13 protein-coding genes and 1 pseudogene are annotated in these 21,750 nt (G+C 71.8%); 10 read left to right on the forward strand and 4 right to left on the reverse strand.

What is annotated here, in order from left to right; translation table 11 throughout:
* Positions 1–60: 60 nt before the first annotated feature.
* From AC0Z36_RS03255 to AC0Z36_RS03270, 4 genes and pseudogenes are all read left to right on the forward strand, one after another.
* On the forward strand, positions 61–666 hold the full coding sequence (locus AC0Z36_RS03255; RefSeq protein ID WP_485461109.1) for a cobalamin B12-binding domain-containing protein: 606 nt from the start codon (positions 61–63) through the stop codon (positions 664–666).
* Between the two features lie 89 nt (positions 667–755).
* Positions 756–2,012, forward strand: coding sequence for a methylaspartate mutase (locus tag AC0Z36_RS03260; protein WP_485461110.1), 1,257 nt, complete (start codon positions 756–758; stop codon positions 2,010–2,012).
* Positions 2,013–2,123: 111 nt separating this feature from the next.
* Positions 2,124–4,193: an FAD/NAD(P)-binding protein gene (locus AC0Z36_RS03265; protein ID WP_485461111.1), complete on the forward strand. Its 2,070-nt coding sequence runs from the start codon at positions 2,124–2,126 to the stop codon at positions 4,191–4,193.
* Positions 4,194–4,243: 50 nt separating this feature from the next.
* Positions 4,244–6,008, forward strand: a pseudogene (locus AC0Z36_RS03270) (AMP-binding protein); the annotation flags it as partial.
* A 327-nt stretch (positions 6,009–6,335) separates the two neighbouring features.
* Here AC0Z36_RS03270 and AC0Z36_RS03275 read toward each other — a convergent pair.
* Positions 6,336–11,177 (reverse strand): ATP-dependent helicase, encoded by a 4,842-nt coding sequence (locus tag AC0Z36_RS03275; protein WP_485461112.1) that lies wholly within the window; start codon positions 11,175–11,177, stop codon positions 6,336–6,338.
* 211 nt (positions 11,178–11,388) lie between these two features.
* On the opposite strand from AC0Z36_RS03275, the gene AC0Z36_RS03280 reads away from it, so the two are divergent.
* From AC0Z36_RS03280 to AC0Z36_RS03290, 3 genes are all read left to right on the forward strand, one after another.
* Positions 11,389–13,287, forward strand: a complete 1,899-nt coding sequence (locus AC0Z36_RS03280) for a S8 family serine peptidase (RefSeq protein ID WP_485461113.1) — start codon at positions 11,389–11,391, stop codon at positions 13,285–13,287.
* Positions 13,288–13,486: 199 nt separating this feature from the next.
* The gene (locus tag AC0Z36_RS03285; protein ID WP_485461114.1) at positions 13,487–13,681 is read left to right on the forward strand and encodes a DUF3046 domain-containing protein; all 195 of its coding nucleotides are present in this window, start codon (positions 13,487–13,489) and stop codon (positions 13,679–13,681) included.
* Between the two features lie 117 nt (positions 13,682–13,798).
* Positions 13,799–15,205, forward strand: coding sequence for an AI-2E family transporter (locus AC0Z36_RS03290; RefSeq protein ID WP_485461115.1), 1,407 nt, complete (start codon positions 13,799–13,801; stop codon positions 15,203–15,205).
* Here the strand turns inward: AC0Z36_RS03290 and AC0Z36_RS03295 are convergent.
* Both AC0Z36_RS03295 and panB read right to left on the reverse strand, forming a co-directional pair.
* Positions 15,178–15,948, reverse strand: a complete 771-nt coding sequence (locus AC0Z36_RS03295; protein WP_485461116.1) for a site-2 protease family protein — start codon at positions 15,946–15,948, stop codon at positions 15,178–15,180. The two genes, AC0Z36_RS03290 and AC0Z36_RS03295, sit on opposite strands and share 28 nt — an antisense overlap.
* A gap of 219 nt (positions 15,949–16,167) precedes the next feature.
* Positions 16,168–17,115: a 3-methyl-2-oxobutanoate hydroxymethyltransferase gene (gene panB / locus AC0Z36_RS03300; protein WP_485461117.1), complete on the reverse strand. Its 948-nt coding sequence runs from the start codon at positions 17,113–17,115 to the stop codon at positions 16,168–16,170.
* 439 nt (positions 17,116–17,554) lie between these two features.
* On the opposite strand from panB, the gene AC0Z36_RS03305 reads away from it, so the two are divergent.
* The 3 genes from AC0Z36_RS03305 (at position 17,555) to AC0Z36_RS03315 (ending at position 21,091) form a co-directional block, all read left to right on the forward strand.
* Complete coding sequence (locus AC0Z36_RS03305) at positions 17,555–19,168, forward strand: MFS transporter (protein WP_485461118.1); 1,614 nt, start codon at positions 17,555–17,557, stop codon at positions 19,166–19,168.
* Between the two features lie 5 nt (positions 19,169–19,173).
* Positions 19,174–19,875 (forward strand): TetR/AcrR family transcriptional regulator, encoded by a 702-nt coding sequence (locus tag AC0Z36_RS03310; protein WP_485461119.1) that lies wholly within the window; start codon positions 19,174–19,176, stop codon positions 19,873–19,875.
* A 130-nt stretch (positions 19,876–20,005) separates the two neighbouring features.
* A complete protein-coding gene (locus AC0Z36_RS03315; protein ID WP_485461120.1) occupies positions 20,006–21,091 on the forward strand; it encodes an endonuclease/exonuclease/phosphatase family protein in 1,086 nt (361 codons plus the stop codon).
* 250 nt (positions 21,092–21,341) lie between these two features.
* Here AC0Z36_RS03315 and AC0Z36_RS03320 read toward each other — a convergent pair whose 3' ends face one another.
* Entirely contained in the window at positions 21,342–21,749 is a 408-nt protein-coding gene (locus AC0Z36_RS03320; RefSeq protein ID WP_485461121.1) for a hypothetical protein, read from the reverse strand.
* Position 21,750 lies beyond the last annotated feature (1 nt).

Consider the following 21,750-nt stretch of genomic DNA (forward strand, 5'->3'; position numbering starts at 1 on the left):
TGAACGACCCACGCCTGCACGCCTCCTGTGTGCACGGCTTCCTTCCGCACGCCTCCATCCGTGGACCCGAACCGAAAGATCTTCACCGTGTCTCCGCAGCCCCTTCAGCACGGCCGGACGCTCCTGGACGGCCGGATCTTCCAGTACGGCCGGTACCCGCAGCCCACCGGGCGGGACCGGACCGCAGACAGCTCCGGCCCGCGCGGCGCCCACCGGGTCCTGGTGTCCAGCGTCTCCTCGGATTCGCACACCTGGAACCTCGTCTACCTCCAGCTCTTCCTGGAGGAACTGGGCTACGACGTCGTCAACGCGGGCTCATGCGTGCCCGACGCGCTCCTCATCGGAGAATGCCGCCGTGTCCGGCCCGACCTGGTGGTCGTCAGCAGCGTCAACGGGCACGGGGCCCTCGACGGGGCGCGGGCCGTCCGGACGCTCCGGGCCCAGCCGGACCTGCGGGACCTCCGGGTCGTCATCGGCGGCAAACTCGGCGTCCGCGGAGCCGAAGCGGGCTCGTACGGGCCGGAGTTGACGGCCGCCGGGTTCGACGCCGTCTTCGCGGACGCGGCAGGTGTCGGGGAGTTCCGCCGCTATCTCGCGGAGTTCCCCGTCACCGCCCGCACCGCCCGCACCGCCCGCACCGCCCGCACCACAGCGGAGGCGGCATGAACGCCGGAGCGCCGGCGCGGGCGCACCCGAATCCGTATCCGTATCCGCGGTCATCGGCCGCCGGGGCGCACCGGGCAACCGGTCCCGGGGTGTTCGCGTCTGCCGTCGCCGCGGCCGGCCGGGCCGGGCAACTCGTCGTGCAGCCTCGGATGGGCTTCGCCGACGTGCCGCGCATGCGCGCCGGCCTGTGCGCCGTCAAGCAGGCCCGTGCCCGGACCGTCGGCACCCTCACGATCGACAGCTACACCCGGGTGGGGGACGACGAGTCGGCCCGGCGTGCCCTGCTCGACGGTACGGACCTCAACGGCTACCCGATCGTCGCCCACAGCGTGGAAACCACCCGGGGGCTCGTAGCGGGGCTGACCGGTGACGGCTTCGCTGTCCAGGTGCGGCACGGCTCCGCCGACCCGCGGGGCATCGTCCAGGCCCTCCTGGACGCCGGTCTCGACGCCACCGAGGGCGGCCCCGTCTCGTACTGCCTGCCGTACAGCCGCACTCCCCTGCGGGCAGCGGTCGACGCCTGGGCGCAAACCTGCGAACTGCTCGCCTCGCGCCCCGGCACGCACTTGGAGAGCTTCGGCGGGTGCATGCTCGGCCAGCTCTGCCCGCCCGGTCTGCTCGTCGCACTGTCGGTCCTCGAAGGCATCTTCTTCCGGCAGCACGGCCTGCGCAGCGTCTCCCTCAGCTACACCCAGCAGACCCACCACGGTCAGGACGTGGAGGCCCTCCTGGCCCTCCGCGCCCTGGCTGGCGAGCACCTGGCGGACCTCGACTGGCACGTCGTGCTCTACACGTACATGGGGGTCTTCCCGCGAACCACCGGCGGGGCACTGGGGCTTCTGCGCGACAGTGCCCGGCTGGCCGCGCTCACCGGCACCGAACGCATGATCGTCAAGACACCGGCGGAAGCGCACCGGATCCCCACCATCGAGGACAACATCCACGCGCTGGAGGAGGCCGCCCGGACCGCGGCTGAGCATTACGGGCGGGTGGCCGCGGCAGACGGGGAATTCGGCGTCCTGGCTGAAGCAAGGGTCCTGGTCGAGGCCGTACTGGAGCTCCACCCGGACACGGGCCGCGCGCTGACGGAGGCCTTCCGGCGCGGCATCCTCGACGTCCCCTACTGCCTGCACGCCGACAATGCCCAGCGCTCACGCAGCTACATCGACACACGCGGCAGCCTGCAATGGCACACCACCGGCTCCATGCCCGTCCCGGCGCTGCCCGTCCCCGGACGGGGCCGCCTGCGCGCCGACGACCTGCTCGGCATGCTCTCGCACACGCAGGAGCGCTTCGACCGGGCCGCGGCGGCCCGGTCCGGCGGACACACCATGTCGCCGTCCTGACCACCCGGGCCCGTGCCCGGTCCGGCGGGCACACCGGGCCGCCGCCACGGCCGCCACGACCCACTGCCCGGTCCCGCGCCATCCGCCAGCCAATCCCCTTAGGAATCCCCAGTGTCCGGTCATTCATCCACGACCCGCCCACTCGTCCTCGCCGTCATCGGCAGCGGCCCCCGCGGCCTATCCGTCCTCGAACGGATCGCCGTCCGGGTCAGGACCGAAGCCGCGCGGGCGGGGGACGACCCAGCGCCCAGGCCCGTACGGATCCACCTCATCGACGCGACGGAGATCGGCGCCGGCCGGGTGTGGCGCACCGGCCAGGACCCCTGGTTCACCATGAACACCGTCATCAGCCAGGTCACCATGTACTCCGGCGACCCCGACGGCGGCCCCGCCCGGCCCGGCGCGGGGCCCTCGCTCGGCCAGTGGATCGAACAGCGCGCCCGGCAGGACGAGGAACCGCTCGGCCCCGACGACTACGCCTCGCGGGCCCGGTACGGGCACTACCTCGCCGACGTGTACGCCACCATCGTCCGCAGCCTGCCCGAGCACGTCGAACTCGTGCCCCTCACCGGCCGGGTGACCGCGCTGCGGCCGGGCCCCGACACCGGCTACCTCCTGAGCCTCGACACGGCCCCGCACCTCCTTGAGGCGGACCGCGTGGTGATAGCCACCGGCCACCCGGTCAACGCTCCCGACCCCTTCGAGCGGGAGATGCTCGGTTTCGTCTCCCGCACCCCCGGCACCCGCTACCTGTGCGGCGACTCGGCGGCCGACATGGAACTCGACGAAGAAACGGTCCCGGCCGGAAGCGCCGTGGGCATCCGCGGACTCGGCCTGTCCTTCTACGACGTCATGCTCTCGTTGACGGTCGGCCGGGGCGGCGTGTTCCACCCCGGCCCGGACGGCACCCTGACCTACCGGCCCAGTGGCCGGGAGCCCAGGATCACCGCCGGATCCCGCAGCGGCCTGCCCATCCCCGCCCGGGGCCGCAACCAGAAGGCGCCGTCCTACAGCCACAAGGCGCTCTTCCTGACCAGGGACGCCCTGACCGCGCTGCGGGCCGTACGCCGGGCCTCGACCGGCAGCGGGCAACTGCACTTCGCCGAAGACGTGTTCCCGCTGCTGCTCCAGGAAGTCGGACACGTCTACTACGTCACGCACGTCCGGACCACCCGGGGCACCGCGGCCGCGGCGGAATTCGCCGAAGCGCACGCCGCCGCGCTCCGGGCCGGGTCCGACCCGGCGGCGCTCCGGGCCGGGGCAGGCCTGGCCGACGTGCCACCGCCCGACCTGGCGGCGCTCGCCCGTCCGTTCGGCGCAACGCGTTTCGCCTCGCCGGATGAATTCCGTACGCGACTGCTCGACGTCATGGACCGGGATCTGGCCGCCGCCGCGCTCGGCACCGCCGACGGGCCGCTCAAAGCGGCCCTGGACGTGCTGCGGGACATCCGCAACGTGGTGCGCGAAGCCGTCGACTACGGCGGTCTGCTGCCCGACTCGCACACCGGCGACTTCCACCGCCGCTTCCTGCCCGTCAACGCGCTCCTGTCGGCCGGGCCCCCGATGGCCCGGGTCGAACAGCTCCGGGCGCTGGTCAGCCAGGGGCTGGTGGAAGTCGCGGGACCCGCAACCGGTTTCGGGACCGACGAGCAGGCCGGTGCGTTCCGGGTGGGCTCGCCGCAGGTGGCCGGCTCCGCACGGCTCGTCCACACCCTCATCGACGCCCGTATCCCCAGCCCGGACCTGCGCCGTGACACCTCAAAGCTGGTCCGGCAACTCCTCGACGAGGGGATGGCCCGCGAGTACGTGATCGACGGGCCGTCAGGAAACGCGTACGTCACCGGCGGTCTGGACGTCACCACCGCGCCCTTCCACGTCGTGGCCGCCGACGGCGAACCGCAACGGGACCTCTACGCCCTCGGCATCCCGACCGAGCACACCCGCTGGTTCACCCAGGTCGGCAGCAGTAGGCCCGGCGTCGACACTCTCTTCTACCGGGACGCCGACGCCATCGCGGAGGACGCTCTGCGCCCGGTCGACGCCGGGACGTACCCTGACCCCGGGCCGGTGGTCATCCCCTGGCAGACAGGGACAGGGACAGGGACAGGGGCAGGGGCAGGGGCAGGGGCAGGGCCGGGTACCGGGTCGGACGGGTCCGGCCGGCGGGGAGGCCGCTCGTGAACACGCCTTGCGCCACGCCTTCCCCCACGGGGGCCCCAGCGGATTCCTCCATGGCTTGCCCCGCGGGTTCTCCCGCGGGTTCCCCCACTTCCCCCGCCGACAGGTTCCGGGCCGCCCGCGATGTCCTGCTCCGGCACCGCACCGACTGGATCCGGGCCGTGAGTGAGTTCCGCTGGCCCGAACTGACGGAATTCAACTGGGCGCTCGACTGGTTCGACACCATCGCGGCCGGAGGTGACCGCCCCGCGCTCCGGATCATCGGCGCGGGCGGCCCCGCCACCGACCGGCTGCTCACCTTCCAGGACCTGGCCCGGAGTTCCGGGCGGGTCGCCCACTGGCTGCGCACGGCCGGTGTGCGCCGCGGGGACCCCCTGCTGCTGATGCTCGGCAACCGCGCGGAGGTCTGGGAGACGATGCTCGCCGCCATCAAGCTCGGCGCCGTCATCATCCCCACCTACACCACGGCGACCCCCGCCGAACTGGCCGACCGGCTGGACCGGGGCGGCGTACGGTTCGTCATCGCCGAAGCCGCACTGGCCGGGCGCTTCGACGGGGCGCCCGGCGGCTGGACCGGCATCAGCGTGGGCGGCCGGGTCGCAGGCTGGTTTCCGTACGAACTCTCCGGACAGACCGGAGCCGGTCCTGCCGGGCTGGATCCGGCCGACAGCGGTTCGGCCGACAGTGGTTCAGCGGACAGTGGTTCAGCGGACGCCGGATTTATGCCCGACGGGCCCACCCCCGCGGCCGATCCGCTGTTCCGATATTTCACCTCGGGGACGACCGCCAAGCCGAAGATGGTCGAACACACGCACGTCAACTACCCCGTCGGGCACCTCTCGGGCATGTACTGGAACGGAATCAGGCCCGGCGACGTCCACCTGAACATCTCAGCCCCGGGCTGGGCGAAACACGCCTGGAGTTCGTTCTTCGTCCCGTGGAACGCGGAAGCCACCGTCGTCGCCCTGGACACGGCCCGGAGCAGCCCGGCGCAGGTGTTGGACATCCTGCGCACCCGGCACGTCTCCACGTTCTGCGCACCCCCGACCGTCTGGCGGGGCATGGCGGCCGCGGGCCTCGGCACACGACCGCCCGCCCTGCGGGAATCGGTCGCGGCCGGCGAACCACTGGAACCCGCACTGATCGAACTGGTGCACAGACACTGGGGGGATCGCCCTGCGGGACGGCTACGGACAGACCGAGACCACCGGCCAGATCGGCAACCCGCCAGGGCGCGCACCACAGCCCGGGTCCATGGGTCTGCCCCTGCCCGGGTACACGATCGCACTGCTCGACCCGGAGACGGGCCGGGAGGTGCCGGACGGCGAACCCGGCGAGATCTGCCTGAGCCTGACGGAGCGTCCACTCGGCCTGATGCGTGGCTATGTGGGAGATGCGGTCCGTACGGAGAAGGTCTTCGCCGGTGGCCACTACCACTCGGGCGACCTCGCCGTGCGCGCCCCGGACGGGGCTCTGACGTACCTGGCGCGTGCCGACGACATGTTCAAGGCGTTCGACCACCGCATCTCCCCACGGGAACTCGAAGAGGTCCTGCTGGGCCACCCCGCGGTGGCAGACGCCGCCGTGGTGCCGATACCCGACCCCGTCGGGCTGTGGGCGCCGAAGGCTTACATCGTCACCAGGCCGGGGTGTGCTGGGAACCAGGAGACGGCGTACGGAATCCTCGAACTGGTGCGCACCGCACTACCGCCTGAGAAGTGGGTCCGGGCACTGGAGTTCACCGCTGTTCTGCCACGCACCACATCCGGCAAGGTCCGCCGCGCCGAGCTGAGGGACCGGGGGGCCGACGGCGGGGACGGCGGGGATGACAGGGATGACAGGGACGGCGGGGACGGCGGGGATGACAGGGATGACAGGGGCGACAGGGACGGCGGGGACGGCGGGGACGGCGGGGACGGCGGGGACGACAGGGACGGGAACGGTGTCCGTGGGGTCCGTGGCGTCGTCTACCGGATCGAGGCCACGGAGCCTGTCTGACTCCGCAGAGGGCGGCTGCCCCGTGCAGTCAGGCCCGGGGCAGTGCCCCGGGCCGTCCCGGGCCGCCCCGTGCAGCCGTCCAGCCCCGCGTCGGAGAAGCCGCACGGGGCGGGCGCGGTGGCGCCAGTCGGCGCTGCGCCCTCCTGATCACCCGCGCAGCCGGAGCCCCTGCGGCGTCGCGTGGAACCCGGCGGCCTCCAGGGCCCGGCCGAGCGCGGACGTCAGGATCTCCTCACCGTCCGCCCGTTCGACCGTCAACCGGCCCAGGACCTGGTTCCGTGCGGCCGCTGCCAGGGCCTCCACGGCGGGGCGCAGGTGCTCCCCGTCGTCGGTCCAGCTCAGCAGGGACCGGCCGCCGCGCTCGATGTAGAGCACCAGGTGCCCGTCGACCAGGACGACCAGCGCGCCCGCCTTCCGCCCCGGACGGTGCCCCGTGCCGCCCGGCGCGGGGCCGGCGGCAGGGGTTGTCGCGACGCGCGCGGGGCGCTCCGGCCAGGGCAGCGCGGCCCCGTACGGACTGGCCGGATCGGCCGCCGCCAGGACCAGCGCCCGGGGCGGCCCCGACGGGCGGTCGTCCTGCTCCTCGCCGAGGGCCCGGTGCAGGGCCCGGAGCCGGTCCACGGCCCCGTCCGCGGCGAACTGCGCGGCACCCAGGCCCTCGACGAAGTACCCGCGGCGGACCCGGCCCGTCTCCTCGAACACCGACAGCACCTTGTACGCCGCCGCGAACCCGCCGGGGGCGTCCTCCGCGACCACCGCGCCGCGGGTCACCACCCCGTGCCGGTCCAGGAGTGTCCCGGCCAGCGCGGAGGCCCGCCGCGTCGGATCCGGCTCCACCGGGGGCAACAGCGACCAGCGGCCCGCCGCCGTCGGCGGCCCCGGCCTGCCGAGCGTCGCCGGCCGCCCCAGGCCCCCGAAGCGGCCCCGGGGCACCGTGCGGCGTGAACGGTGCGCGGTGGACCCGGCGGTCCGACCCGAACCGAGCAGCGCCCGCAGCGGACTGAGTGTGTCGCCGGTGACATAACCGCCCCATGCGAGGTCCCACAACGCGGAGACCACGGAGCCTTCGTCGGCCCGCGACCCCGTGTCGGCCCGCGACCCCGTGTCGGCCCGCGACGCCTCGTCGGTCCGCGACCCCACGTGCGCGGCGATCTGCCGGAAGAAGAGCCCGTAACCGCCGGCCAGGGCGTCCAGGACGCCCCGGTGAACCTCCGTCAGTTCCAGCGGCAACGGCTGTACGGGGAGCAGCAGCGGGGCGGCCTCGGCGAGATAGAGCGACACCCAGCCGTCCTTGCCCGCCAGGGCCCCGCGCCCCGCCCATACGACCTCGCCCGAGGCGCACAGTTCATCCAGGAGCGCGGGGGAGTAGTCGGCTACCCGGGAGGGCAGTACGAGCTTCTCGAGCGCGGACGCCGGGACCGCCGCGCCCTGCAACTGCTCGACCGCCCGGACCAGGGCGTCCAGGCCCCGGGCCGCGCGGCCCGGGGCCTGGGTTGAGGCTGGGACTGAAGTCGCCGAGACCCCCTGCCAGGCCGGCAGGAATCTGGCCAGCGCCACCGGCGGCACCGGCTCCACCTCCTGCCGCAGGGCCGCCAGGGACCGGCGGCGCAGAATCCGCAGCACCCCGGCGTCGCACCACTCGGTGCCCGAACCCCCCGGCCGGAACTCGCCGGTGACGACCTTCCCGTCCGCGGCCAGCCGCTCCAGGGTGTTAGACACCACCGCTGACCCGAGCCCGAACCGCCGGGCCGCATCCGCCGCGTGGAACGGGCCCCGGGTCCGGGCGTAGCGCGACAGCAGGTCGCCCAGCGGATCCTTGACCGGCTCGGTGAACGCCACGGGCACACCCACCGGCAGGGCGGTGCCGAGCGCGTCGCGGAGCCTTCCGGCGTCCTCGATGCCGGCCCACTGCTCCGCGCCGTCGATCCGGACCCGGATGACCCGCCGCGCCGACTCCAGCCCAGTGAGCCACTGCGTGGGGTCGTCCGTACAGCGTTCGGCGGTTTCGGCCGTCGTCAAAGGACCCAGCATCCGCAACAGGTCGGCCACACCTTCAAGGTCCTTGGCCCGGCGCTCGTCGACCAGACGCTGGAGCTGACGCTCCGTAACCTCCACGACGCCGGTGTCCAGGAGCTCGCGCAGCTCGGCCTGGCCCAGGAGTTCGGCAAGCAGCTTGGAGTCCAGCGACAGCGCCGCCGCCCGGCGCTCCGCGAGCGGGGAATCCCCCTCGTACATGAACTGCGCGATGTAGCCGAACAGCAAAGACCGGGCGAACGGTGAGGACTCCCGGGTCGTCACCTCCACCACCCGCACCGTCCGGGCCCGGACGTCGCCCATCAACTGCACGAGGCCCGGCACGTCGAACACGTCCTGCAGGCACTCGCGCATCGTCTCCAGGACGATCGGGAACGAGCCGTACTCACTGGCCACCGACAGGAGCTGCGCCGAACGCTGCCGCTGCTGCCACAGGGGCGTCCGCCGTCCCGGCATCCGGCGCGGCAACAGCAGCGCCCGCGACGCGCACTCGCGGAACCGGGACGCGAACAGCGCACTGCCGCCGACCTCAGCGGTGACGATCCGCTCGATCTCCTCCGGGTCGAACAGCGCGAAGTCCGCCGGCAGGCCGCCGGGTTCGTCCACCGCCGCGTCGTCGAACGGGTCGCCCGTGTCGGGCACGCGGATCACGATGCCGTCGTCCGCGTGCATCGTTTGGACATCCCCCACCCGCTCGCGCAGCCGGGCGGCGATCGCGAGCGCCCACGGAGCGTGCACCTGGGCACCGAACGGCGAATGGATGACCACACGCCAATCGCCCAGCTCGTCCCGGAACTTCTCCACCACGATGGTGCGGTCGTCCGGGACGTGCCCTGTGGCCTCCTTCTGCTCCCGGAGGTACTGCACCAGGTTGTCGACCGCCCACGGGTCCAGCCCGGCGGCCGCGACCCGGGCCCGCGCCCTGTCGTCCCTGAGCGCGGAGACCTCCCGTACGAACGCGCCCAGCGCCCGCCCCAGCTCGATGGGCCGGCCGAGGGTGTCCCCGTGCCAGAACGGCAGCTTCCCCGGTACCCCCGGGGCAGGCGACACGATCACCTTGTCGTGGGTGATGTCCTGGATCCGCCACGACGACGTGCCCAGAGTGAAGACGTCGCCCACCCTCGACTCGTAGACCATCTCCTCGTCCAGCTCACCGACCCGGGACTTCTTCTCACCCGACACGAGGAACACCCCGAACAGGCCCCGGTCCGGGATCGTGCCGCCGGACGTCACCGCCAGCCGTTGCGCCCCGGGTCGACCGGTCAGCGTCCCCGCCACCCGGTCCCACACAAGGCGCGGCCGCAACTCGGCGAACGCGTCCGACGGGTAACGGCCGGCGAGCATGTCCAGAACGGCCTCGTACGCCGAGTACGGCAGCGCGCTGAACGGAGCCGCCTTCCGTACCAGGGCGAGGAGTTCGTCCACCTCCCAGGTGTCCACCGACACCATCGCCACGATCTGCTGGGCCAGGACGTCCAAGGGGTTGCGCGGCACCCGCAGGGACTCGATACCGCCACTGCGCATGCGTTCGGTCACCACCGCCGTCTGCACCAGGTCCCCGCGGAACTTCGGGAACATGACGCCCCGGGACGTCGCCCCGACCTGATGCCCCGCGCGGCCCACCCGCTGCAGCCCGGAGGCCACCGACGGCGGCGACTCGACCTGGATGACGAGGTCCACCGCGCCCATGTCGATGCCGAGTTCGAGACTGGACGTCGCCACTACGGCGGGCAGCAGCCCGGCCTTCAACTCCTCTTCCACGAGGGAGCGCTGTTCCTTGGAGACGGAGCCGTGGTGAGCCTTCGCGAGCACGGGCGGGGCCGCGTTGTCGGTGCCCGCCTGGGCCATCAACTCGGCGGGGACCGCATGTGACAGGGCGGGCAGTGCCTCGCCGGTGGCCCTCTCGTACGCGATCTCGTTAAGACGCCCCGTCAGACGCTCGGCGAGCCGCCGGGAGTTCGCGAACACGATGGTCGATCTGTGTGCCTGGACCAGGTCGACGATGCGCTCCTCGACGTGCGGCCACACCGACTTGGTCTCCCGCTTGCCGGTGACTTCGTCGTAGTCGCCCGTCGGCTGCCCCAACTCGGCCATGTCCTCCACCGGCACGACCACCGAGAGGTCCCAGTTCTTCTGCGACGCGGGTTGGACCACCGTCACCTCGCGGGTGCCACAGAGGTATTTCGCCACTTCGTCCACCGGCCGCACCGTGGCGGACAGCCCGATGCGCTGCGCGGGGCGCTCCAACAGGGCGTCGAGCCGCTCCAGGGTCAGCGCCAGGTGCGCCCCGCGCTTGGTCGCCGCAACGGCGTGCACCTCGTCGACGATCACCGTGTCGACGCTCCTGAGCGACTCCCGGGCCTGCGACGTCAGCAGCAAAAACAGCGACTCGGGGGTGGTGATGAGGATGTCCGGCGGTTTGGTCAGGAAACGACGCCGCTCCGCGGGCGGCGTATCGCCCGAGCGCATCCCGACGGTGACGTCCGGCTCCGGCAGCCCCTGGCGCGCCGACTCCTGCCGGATGCCGGCCAGCGGACCGCGCAGATTGCGCTCCACGTCGACGGCGAGGGCCTTGAGCGGGGACACGTACAGCACCCGGCAGCGCAGCTTCGGATCGGCCGGGACCGGCTCGGACGCCAGACGGTCCAGCGCGGACAGGAACGCGGCGAGCGTCTTGCCCGACCCGGTGGGCGCGACGACCAGCGCGTCCCGGCCCAGGCCGATGGCCTCCCAGGCTCCGGCCTGCGCGGGTGTCGGGGAGTGGAAGGCCCCGGTGAACCAGGCACGGGTAGCCGGGGAGAAGCGTTTCAGCGCATCGGCCGGGCCGGTGGCCGCAGTGCCCGTGCCGGTATCCCCGGCGGTCTTCCGCACGGGGGAGTCACTGCGGGCTGTACGGGGCGCACGGCGCGCACGGGTTTCGCGGGGCGCGCTGTCGTCATGGTTGGCACGAGGCATAACAACCCATGGTGCCCTGCCGGACCGACAACAGCAGGAGGTACGGGCCGCAGAGCGGGGAGGAGGAGGTGCGGCGGCGCGCATGATGTCTTCGTGCGCGCCCGGCAGGCTGATTGGCCTATTTATTGCATCGTTGGAGTGGCCGGTCGATACCGAGCGGGCGGGGCCGGGTACGAGGCGGCGGTGACGCCGACTGAAGTGGAGACGCGTGGTGCCCGCATCCCCTCCTGATTTCCCCCCGGGCCCCGGCCTGGGCCGAGGGCGACGTACGGCCGCGCTGTTCGCGGCGGGACTGGTCCTGGCCACCGGCGTGGTCGCCCTGCCGACAGCCACCGCGGGGCTGACCGGGACGGTCCCCGGGACCCGTTCCGGTTCTGTCTTCCGTCCGGGCCCGGGGTCCGGCCCCGTGTTCAGTTCCGGCTCCGAATTCAGTGCGGGCCCGGATTCCGGCCCCGAGTTCAGTTCCGACCCTGCCTCCGTTGCCATCGCCGTGGCCGCCTCGGCCACCCCCGTGGCGGGCAGCATGAACTACCTGGTCAATACCCAGACCCAAGGGCAATCCCCAGTTGAGCGTCAGGCTCAGGGACATGCTCAGGGACATGCTCAGGGGCAGGGGCAGGGGCAGGCGGCCCAAGCCAAGGCCCAGGGGTCGGCGCAGGGCGAATCCCGGCGTCTGGCGGCCCGCAGCAGAGCGGCGGAGCGCCGGGTGACCGCCGCCGGAGGACGGGTCGTCCAGTCCTACCCGCAGATCGGCGTGATCGTGGCCAACTCCCCGGCGCCCGACTTCGCCGCCCGGCTTCGCGCGGCCGACGGGATCGACTCGGTGGGAGCCACCCGCACCAGACCGCTCGGGGCGGCGTTCACCGACGTGCCGGTGTACGTGACGGCACCCGCCGGATCCGGGCTCCACGCTGCCCCGCACGGGGCGGGCGAACCGCTCGGAACAGGGCTTCGTGCCACTGCGCACGGGGCAGGTGGGACAGGGCCCCGGGCCGCCCCCCACGGGGCGGGCGAACCGCTCGAAGACAGCCAGTGGGACCTGCGGGCGGTCAAGGCCGACCAGGCGCACCGGATCACCGGCGGTGGCGGCAGCGACAAAGTCACCGTCGGCGTCATCGACACCGGAGTGGACGACACCCACGAGGACCTCACCGCCAATTTCAGCAGCAAGGACTCCGTTTCCTGCCTGGGCGGACGGCCCGACACCACACCGGGCGCGTGGCGGCCCACCGAGGGCCAGGGCGGCTCGTACCACGGCACCCACGTGGCCGGCACCATCGCCGCCGACGTCAACGGCAAGGGCATCGCCGGGATCGCCCCGGACGTGCGCGTGGCCGCGGTGAAGGTCTCCGAAGGCCCCCGGAGCATGTTCTACGCGGAGGCGGTGGTCTGCGCCTTCGTCTGGTCCGCCGAACACGGGTTCGCCGTGACCAACAACAGTTATTACACCGACCCCTGGTACTTCAACTGCGCCGGGGACCCCGACCAGCGGGCCATCCTCGACGCGGTGCGAAAGTCCGCCGCGTACGCGGACCGCAAGGGCGTGCTCAACGTCGTCGCGGCCGGCAACGAGGGTATGGACCTCACCCGCGCCACCGAGGACTCCACAAGCCCGGACGACTCGACCCCGGTCAAGCGGCCCGTCGACGACAGTTGCGTCGAACTGCCCGCCGGGCTGCCCGGCGTGCTGAGAGTGGCCGCGACGGGCGCGAAGGGCCTCAAGTCCACATACTCGAACTACGGACTCGGGAAGATCGACATCGCCGCCCCGGGCGGGGACACCACCAGCCTCCAGCCGCCTGCGGCCCCGGCGGCGGACGGGGGGATCCTGTCCACCATGCCGGGCGGCCGGTACGCCTACCTCAGTGGCACCTCGATGGCCGCCCCGCACGTGGCCGGTGTCGCCGCACTGGCCAGGAGCTCGCACCCGCAGGCCCCGGCCGGGGAACTGCGGCGGCTGCTCCTGGCACAGGCCGACCCGATGGCCTGCCCTGTCCCGTACGACCTCGACGGCGACGGCAGGACCGACGCGGACTGCGCGGGGACCACGGCGTACAACGGTTTCGCCGGGCACGGGATGGCCGACGCGCTGGAGGCTGTGCGGCCGTAGCGCGCGGGCCCCGTGCCGACCGGCACGGGGCCCGCGCGGGATCCACCGCCAGGGCCTGCTCCGTGCCCGCGGCCGCCCGTGCCCCGGGTCGGCAGGGCCCCACCGCCAGGTGTCCGCGGGAGCCCACCGCCAGGTGTCCGCGGGAGCCCTCCGCCCCGTGCCGCATCGCGGACCCCCGGAAGGCGCGATAATGATCCGCATGCGATTGACCGAGTTCTGGCGACGGATGCGCGCCCACTTCGGCGACACGTACGCCGAATCCTTCGCCCGTGACCACGTCATGAGCCAACTCGGCGGCCGTACCGTCCACGAAGCCCTGGCCGGAGGCTGGGAGGCCAAGGACGTCTGGCGCGCGGTCTGCGTCGCCATGGACATCCCGTCCGCCGTCCGCTGAGTTGATCCGGCGCGGTGGACCGGGTGGACCACGATCCCGTGGCATACGTCCGCGCGCCCTGTCGCAATCCATGACCAGGCACAACGTACGACCATCACCACACGGGGGAGCAGCTCAGTGAGTACAGGGACCGAACGAGCGCCGGGCCGACTCCAGGCCGAGCGCATGCCCCCGTGGCTGCCCAGGGCAGTACTGATGATCCTCGCGATGCTCGTGGGCGCCTCGGTGTTCGTCTGGAGCTTCCAGCACCTGCGCGGGGTCCTCATGGACCTATTGATCGCCTTCTTCATCGGCCTCGCCATCGAACCCGCCGTCGACCGGCTCGCCCGCCGCGGCATGCGGCGCGGGGCGGCCACCGCCATCGTCTTCACCGTCTGCTTCGTGGCCATCGCCGGGTTCCTCGCCGCCATCGGGTCGCTCCTGTTCGACCAGGTGGTGACCCTCACGCAGAACCTCCCGAAGTACCTCCAGACCGTCATCGACTGGATCAACCAGCGGTTCGACAGCGAACTGTCCGTGGAGAAGATCCAAGGCGGCCTGTTCAGCGACTCCGGCACCGTGAAGGGCTACGCCCAGACCGTCGCGGACAATGCGTTCGGCGTCTCGGCCATGCTCCTCGGCGGACTGTTCGAGATGTTCACCGTGGCCCTCTTCGCCTTCTACTTCGCGGCGGAAGGCCCGAAGCTGCGCCGTGCCGTGTGCTCGCTGCTCCCGCCCACCAGGCAGGCCGAAGTGCTCCGGGCCTGGGAGATCGCCATCGAGAAGACCGGCGGCTACCTCTACTCGCGGGCGCTCATGGCCCTGGTGTCGGCGGTCGCGCACTACGCCTGCTTCGCCCTCCTCGGCATCGACTACGCGATCGCTCTGGCCCTGTGGGTCGGCCTGGTGTCGCAGTTCGTACCGACCGTCGGCACGTACATCGCCGCCGCACTGCCGATCCTCACGTCACTGACCGGCAACCCGATGAACGCCCTGTGGGTTCTGGTGTTCGCCACCGCCTACCAGCAGTTCGAGAACTACGTCCTGCATCCGCGCATCACCTCGATGACGGTGGACATCCACCCGGCGGTGGCCTTCGGCTCGGTGATCGCCGGAGCGGCGCTGCTCGGGGCGACCGGTGCGATCATCGCGATTCCGGCGACGGCCACACTCACGGCGTTCTTCAGTACGTATGTGACGCGGTACGAGGTCTCGGAGCACCATCTGGCGGCCGAGCCCGGCACGGAGCGCCATGGTGGTATCGCCAAGCTGGTCGGGCGGTTCAAGCGCCGTGACACCACGATGGGTGGGAACGGTTCCGGTGAGAACGGCGCCGGTCAGGCCGGCACAAGGCAGGACACCGCCGGTCAGGACTCCACGGCTCAGGACACCGCCGGTCAGGACTCCACGGCTCAGGACACCGCCGGTCAGGACTCCACAGCTCAGGACACCGCCGGTCAGGACACCGCCGGTCAGGACCTGAAAACCCAGGACCGGCAGCCCCAGGCCCCCGCGGCTCAGGACCAGAACTTGAAGAGCGAGTAGCCCAGGTCCGCGAGCCCCGCCGGGATGTCGATCGCGTCGGCCACCTGGTCGACGATGTCGAAGAAGAAGCGGTTGACCTCCGGCTGCCACATGAGCGCGAACAGCAGCAGGATCCCGTACGGGGCGAACGGTGCGATGGCCTTGCGGGCCTCGTGCGACAGCCACGGCTCCAGCACCCCGAATCCGTCCAGGCCGGGTACGGGGAGCAGGTTCAGCAGCGCGGCCATCACCTGGAGCTGCGCCAGGAACGCGATCCCGGCCTGGAACGGCCGCCCCGCGCCGTCGAACACACCGCCGCTGATCAGCAGCGCCAGGACGATCGCCAGGACCACGTTCGCCAGTGGGCCGACCAGGGACACCAGCGAATGCTTCACCCGGCCCTGGATGCGCTGGCGTTCGATGTACACCGCGCCGCCGGTCAGCGGGATCCCGCCGAGCAGGACGAACACCGTCGGCAGGATGATCGTCAGCAGCGGGTCGCTGTACTTCAGCGGATCGAGCGTCAGGTAGCCCTTGCCGATCACGCTGGTGTCCCCGGCGCGCAGCGCGGTGTACGCGTGGGCGAACTCGTGCAGGCAGACCGAGATCAGCCAGCCAGCCATCACCAGCAGGAACACGGAGACGCGGGGGCCGTCGTGCCACGCGTACCACCCGGCCGCGACGCACACGGCGACCAATGCGAGGAACACCGGACTCGGCCGGATGTGCCGCAGCTGACTGTCCCGGGTACCCGTATCGCTCATGCCCGCAGTATCGCGGACCGGGCCGGACGTCGTGCGGGTCCCCGGCGGTGTCGCGGCACCGGCCGATGATGTCGTACGGGCCCTGAGCGGCGTTGTGTGAACAACCGCCGAGGACCCGTACGGCCTGCTGAGCCCGACCGGTGGCCGCACGAACCGCACCCCGCGGGGACTTTCACCCACCCGTCAGTGGAACGCGTGTCCGTCCGGACTGCCAACCCGTCAGTGGAACGCGTGCTCCGGCCCGGGGTACTCGCCACCGACCACGTCAGTGGCGAAGGCCCGTGCCGCATCGCCGAGCACGGTGCGCAGGTCCGCGTACTTCTTCACGAACTTCGGCAGCTTCCCGGGCGTCATGCCGGCCATGTCGGTCCACACCAGCACCTGGGCGTCGCACCCGGCGCCGGCGCCGATACCCACGGTGGGGATGTCCAGTTGCGCGGTCACCTTCGCCGCGACTTCCTCGGGCACCAGTTCCAGGACGACTGCGAACGCGCCCGCCGCCTGCACGGCCTTCGCGTCGCGCAGGAGTTGGTCGGCCGCCTCGTCGCCGCGGCCCTGGACGCGGTAGCCGCCGAGGGTGTGCACCGACTGCGGGGTCAGCCCGATGTGCGCCATGACGGGCACGCCGGCCTGGACCATGGCTTCGATCTGGTGCGCGACGCGGGTGCCGCCCTCGATCTTGACGGCTCCGGCACCTGCTTCCTTGAGCATCCGTACGCCGTTGTGCAGGGCCTGCGCGGGGGATTCCTGGTACGCGCCGAACGGCAGGTCCGCGACGATCATCGCGCGCTGTGTGCCGCGGACGACCGAGGCGGTCAGCATGAGCAACTGCTCCATGGTGACCGGGACGGTGTTGTCGTAGCCGAGGTGGTTGTTGCCGGCGGAGTCGCCGACCAGGAGGACGGGGATACCGGCCTCGTCGAACACAGCGGCGGTCATCGCCTCGTAGGCGGTGAGCATCGGCCAGCGTTCGCCGGCCGTCTTCGCGCGGGCCAGGTCGCGCACTGTTATCCGGCGGCCCGTCCCGTTGCCCCCGTAGAGGGTGAGACCGGGGCCTTCGGCCGGAGGCTGCGCCGCCGTCGTGGCCTGCGCTGCGTTCGTGGCCTGCGCTGCGTTCGTGGCCTGCGCTGCGTTCGTGGCCTGGGCAGCCTGCTGCTGCGTAGACATCGTGTACTCCCTATCTCGAGGCGCACGTTCGGCGTCCCCGGACAACGCCATGGTGACATGCGCCGCCGTGTAGGAACAGAGCCGGGCGGACGGGCTACGGCGGGCTTGGCCGCTCCCGGTCGCCCTTCCCCGGGACCGGCCCGGCGCTCGGTGCGGTCAAGTCCGGCTTTCCGTGAACTTTACGATACGAGACGGGCTCGTTTCGTAAATCGGAGTACGATGTGGTCATTGCGAAGCGCGGTCCAGGCCGCGCACCGGGTTCACCGCCGCGAGACCGCACGCCGCACGCCACGCATCCCGGAACGCGCCCCGTACGCCGGACGGCGGAGTACAGCACAGCGGAGTACAGCACTCCACCACCACCATCGCCCCGCCGCTCCGGAGACGCGCGTCCACACGCCCGGAGCCCCGGGCCGCAGCCGCCTCTGGAGGCCTCCGCATGTCAACATCCGCAGCACCGCCCCCGGGCCTTACGGTCGACAAGCACATCCACGACCGACGCTGGTACATCCTCGGTGTGCTGGTCATCAGCCTGCTCGTCGTCGTCCTCGACAACTCGATCCTCAACGTCGCGCTCAAGGTGATAGCCGACCCGGACGCCGGTCTCGGCGCCACCCAGAGCGAACTCCAGTGGGCGATCAACTCGTACACCCTGGTCTTCGCCGGTCTGCTGTTCACCGCCGGCATCCTCGGCGACCGGTTCGGCCGCAAGCGGGTCCTGCTTTTCGGCATGATCGTGTTCGGCCTGGCGTCCTTGCTCTCCTCGTACGCCCAAAGTCCTGAACAACTGATCGCCGCCCGTGCGGTCATGGGCTTCGGCGGCGCGTTCGTCATGCCGGCGACGCTGTCCATCATCAGCAACGTGTTCGAGCCGCACGAGCGCGCCAAGGCCATCGGCATCTGGGGCGGGGCGGTCGGCCTGGCCATCGCCATCGGCCCGATCACCGGCGGCGCACTCCTGGAGAAGTTCTGGTGGGGCTCGGTCTTCCTGGTCAACGTGCCCATCGTGTTCGCCGGCGTGATCGCGATGATCCTGATCGTCCCCGACTCGAAGGACCCGAAGCCCGGTCGCCTCGACCCGGTCGGCGTGGCACTGTCCATCCTCGGCCTGGTCAGTCTGGTCTTCGGCATCATCCGCGGCGGCGACAAGGGCTGGAGCGGTGGCCTGGTGACCGGTTCGATCATCGTCGGCCTGCTGGTCATCGGCGTGTTCATCGCGTACGAGAAGCGCAGTGACCACCCCGCGCTGAACATGGAGTTCTTCCGCATCCCCACGTTCTCCGCGGCGGTCGCCACCATCGGCCTGGTGTTCTTCGCCCTGATGGGCGTGACCTTCTTCATGGCCTTCTACTTGCAGTCCGTACGGGGCTACACCCCGCTGCAGACCGGCCTGTTCCTGCTGCCCATGGCGGTCTCCCAGCTGATCTTCTCGCCGCGCAGCGCGAAGACTGTGGCCCGGTTCGGGATCCGCGCCGTCGCGGCGTCCGGCATGGCCGTGATCACCGTGTGCTTCGTGATGTTCCTGTTCGTGGACCGGACATCCCCGATGTGGCTCCTCTGCGTCATCTTCTTCCTGCAGGGCACCGCCATGGCCCACGTCATGCCCCCCGCCACCAACGCGGTTATGGCCTCGGTGCCCCGCGAGAAGGCCGGTGCCGGATCCGCCGTCAACAACACCGTCCGCCAGGTCGGCGGGGCCCTGGGCGTGGCCATCCTCGGCTCGGTCCTGTCCTCGGTGTACCGCGACAGCATCAGCGCGCACCTCGGCGACCTGCCGCCGAACGTGCCCAAGGGTGCGGCGGGCGAGTCGATCGAAGCCACCATGGCCGTGGCCCAGCGCCTGGGCCCGCAGGGACAGGGACTGATCGGCCCGGCCAAGGACGCCTTCGTGGACGCGATGCACGCCGCAGCCGCCGGATCGGCCGTCGTCGCCCTCATCGGCGTATTCGTCGTACTGCGCTGGATGCCGGGCCGCCCGGGACGGCAGACTGCCCCTGCGACACCCAGCTCCCAGGACTCCCGGCCCCAGGACACCCAGCACTCGAAGGCGTAGGACCCGTGAAACACCCCGACCCCGACCCCGAAGGCGACGGCGGTACGCCGCTCCCCGACGGTCCGCAGAACCCCGTCACCGCGGTCGTCAAAGCCCTCAAACGAGGCCGTCCGCGCAGCGCCGAAGCGGACAGGGTGATCCTGGACGCGACACTGCAACTGCTCGACGAGCAGCGCAGTGTCGCCGGGCTGTCCATGGAGGCGGTGGCGCAACGTGCGGGGGTCGGCAAAGCCACCATCTACCGGCGCTGGGCCAACAAGGAAGCCTTGGTCATCGCCGCGGTGGAGGCGCTGGAGGAACCGGTCCCCGAACCCGCGGGATCGGTCCGCGACGACCTGGTGGCCCTCCTGGAGGCGACCCGCCGCACCGCCGTCGCCGGACGCTCCGGCGGCCTCCTCGGCGCGCTCAGCGGCGAACTCCACCATCATCCGGAGCTGTCCGCCCGCTACCACGAAGTGGTGGTCAGGAAACGGCGGGCGGCGCTGGCCGCAGCGCTCCAGCGCGGCATCGGGAGCGGCGAGATCCGCGGGGACATACCCCTCGACCTGCTGCTGGACATGGTCGCCGGCCCCCTCCTGGTCAGGAAACTGGGTGCCCGGGACCGGGACCTGGGTCCCGAGCTCCCCGCGTTGATCATCGATACCCTGTTGGAGGGACTGCGGGCCGACCGTACGGACGGCACCCGCGACGCAGGCCACGCGCAGTGAGGGATCGAACACATCCAGTTTTTCCGGAACCTCCCGCCGCGCCCCGGGCGTCCTGTCCCTTACACGGGCACAATTCGCGAAGCACTCCGCTACGGGCCCGGTTCCGTACGGCATTCCAAGGGAGGCAGGCATGACGTGGCCCACTACGACGGACACCGGCACCGAGGGCGGCGACATGCCCGACGGTGAGCGGGGCCGTCACGACGGGCCCGAGGCGCCCCGTGACCGCCGGCGCCGGAAGGCGCCGTCCGGGTCCCCGCCGGGGCGGTTCAACGAGGCGCTGCGCAGCCCCGCGCCGTGGCGCCGCGGCAGGATCATCGCCGGCCTGGCGGTAGTCGCGACGATCCCGTTGCTCGCCCACAGCCTGATCCCGAACACCCCCGGGCACTTGGGCAGTTTCTTCGAGACCTTCCTGCCCTGGGCCGGACTGCCGATCCCGTTCCTGCTGCTCGCCGCGGGCCTGCGCCGCTCCTGGACGGGCCTGGTGGCCACGTTCCTGCCGCTCATCGTCTGGTTCGCCATGTTCGGCGGCGCGGTGTTCGGCGGCAGCCCCGCCAGCGGCGCGCGCGACCTGCGGGTCGTCACCCACAACATCAACGCGGGGAACCCGGACCCGGCGGGCACCGCGCGGTCGCTGCTGAAGGCCGACGCGGACGTCATCGCGCTCCAGGAGATCCCCGAAGGCCACACCAAGGACTACGGGCAGGTGCTCGACAAGGTCTACCCGCACATGGAGCGACGCGGCACCGTGGCGGTGTGGAGCAAGACGCCGATGACCGACGTCCGCACCGTGGACACCGGCATGGGCTGGCCCCGGGCCATGCGCGTCACGCTCGCGACGGCCAAGGGTGAGGTGCACCTCTACAACGCGCACCTGGCCTCGGTCCGCTTCGGCTCCGGTGGCTACTCGGCCGGGCAGCGCGACGCCACGATCAACCGCCTGGCGGCTGTGATCGACGCTGACACCGCGCCGAACGTGATCGCCGTCGGCGACTTCAACGGCCCGGTGACGGACCGCGCGCTGAAGCCGCTGACCGACGGCCTGAAGGACGCCCAGAAGGAGTCCGGCTCCGGCTTCGGCTTCACCTGGCCCGCGTCGTTCCCGCTCGCCGCGATCGACCACGTGATGGTGCGCGGCCTCAAGCCCGTCGGTGCCTCGGTGCTCGGCGAGACGTCGAGTGACCACAAGCCGGTGCAGGCCGATCTGAAGTTCTGAGTACGGTTTGCAGACTGCGGGACGCCGGGGAATCGAATCCCCGGCGTCCCGCAGTTCACTGTGCCGGACGGGAAGCCGGGGCCGGGGTGGTGGCCACGGGGTACGGCGGGCACTTGCCGGGCGGCCCCGTGCAGGGCTGCACGGGGCCGGTCGGGCGCTCGGTGCGGGTGGGCCGCATACCGCCGGAACCCGATGGGGGGCATGGCCGCGGGACGGTCTTCTTCGGGGACATCCGCCCGTGCCCGTCCCGTCAGCGCAAGCCTTCTTCCACGGAGACCTGCCGCCCGGTCGTCCGGGAGTCCGCGGTGATCCGTGCCGAGTAGACGCCCGATTCCGCGAACTCCTCGACCCAGCCGACCTCGACGTCCGTCCACTGCTGACCGCCGGACTCCGCGAGCCGGTACGGAACGTCCGCCGACGTGTCGTCGCCGCCGAGGAACCGGGTCAGTCCCGCGGCGTCGCCGGCGTTGATCAGTGCGACGTACGCCTGTACGAACGGCCGTATCTCCGACTCATGCGGCTTCCCGTCCACGGCGCTGAGGGCCTTCGTCACGACGGTCGCCAGGCCCGCGGTCAGCGCCAGTGCCCGCAGGAACCGCAGGGCGGGGCCCGGCTCGCCCACCGGCAGGCGTTCGTACGCTGAGTAGTCGTCGGGCACC

It is taken from the genome of Kitasatospora sp. UYEF31, from assembly GCF_057291755.1.